Origin of the sequence: Microcoleus sp. Pol12A5 (assembly GCF_036701435.1) — a bacterium.
Classification (GTDB): domain Bacteria; phylum Cyanobacteriota; class Cyanobacteriia; order Cyanobacteriales; family Microcoleaceae; genus Microcoleus.
Genome location: NZ_JAUBQU010000324.1, coordinates 1 through 1003, shown reverse-complemented (window position 1 = coordinate 1003; position 1003 = coordinate 1). Strand labels below are relative to the sequence as shown.

The 1003-nt window shown below is 42.0% G+C and carries 1 protein-coding gene; it reads right to left on the bottom strand.

Annotated elements, in window-relative coordinates; genetic code table 11:
- On the bottom strand, nucleotides 1-371 hold a 371-nt coding region (locus QUA45_RS29030; RefSeq protein WP_333223425.1), incomplete at its 3' end, for a two-partner secretion domain-containing protein.
- Nucleotides 372-1003: the final 632 nt, after the last annotated feature.

The window sequence follows — 1003 nt, the reverse complement described above, 5'->3', positions numbered from 1 at the left end:
TTCATCAAAAATAAGTTAGAATTACCGCCTATTACTTGAATTAAACCGTTAATATAAGAAGCATCGCCACCCACAACGCGCCCTAAAATATTGCGGATATTTGGCTCAGACATAAAGTTAACAATTTGACCGTCTTTGAGTCCAAACTGCTGAAAGCTATGAAAGAGATTAGTGCCGTCTTGTGAGCGCTGTCCCCCGTTGATGTTAAATTGATTGCCGGAGGCATTAACAGCAGTTCCTGTGCCATCGGGAGCCGGAGTAATTGGCTGCCCTGTAGCAGCAGGTGAGAACAGTAAAAAACCTAAAGATACCACCCAAGTACAAGTCAAAAGTTGCTGTTGATATCTTTGAGTTATTCTTGTTGTAATCATTAGACTTCTCCCTGATTTTTTTTGCTGAGCGCGCTTAAATTATAATAAAACTTTTTCCTCAAAAAACATGAGTCGAGTTTAATCTCAGCAGGTTAAAAAGTGGGATAGTAGCTCAACTGGCGAACGTTTATAGAACCCATTTGAGATATAAGCGGCTGCAAGCATTATCCGCATCAGCCTAATAACAATAGTCCGGATAGTTTTGAGTTCCTAGTCTGAAACGCTTGATTTTTTCTTGGTAGTCCGATTGCCGAATCGCCTTAAAAGCCATATTCTACGATTGGTTATCAAAAATAGTCCGAAGTCTTGTAATAAAACAAAGATTAACCTGGCCACTCGCATCAACCAGAGTTCTATCAAAATTACTGATGAGGATTTTGCACGTCTCTATCCAAGCATTGGCCCGTTCTCTTCCCCTACCTTGCCACAACTGGAAAAAACAAGGATTCGAGGATGATCCACTCTTCGTCTGTGAGGCTGGTAGAGTATGGCATAAATGCTGGGTACGAATTTTGCAGTCACTTTACTTCAAGACAGTAAAAAATGTCAAATGGCTTCTATAAAAGCGATCGCCCTTCCCACTCCCCCATCCCCTAAAGCCGGTGAAGCGTCGCTATCCCAGAGGGAATCGC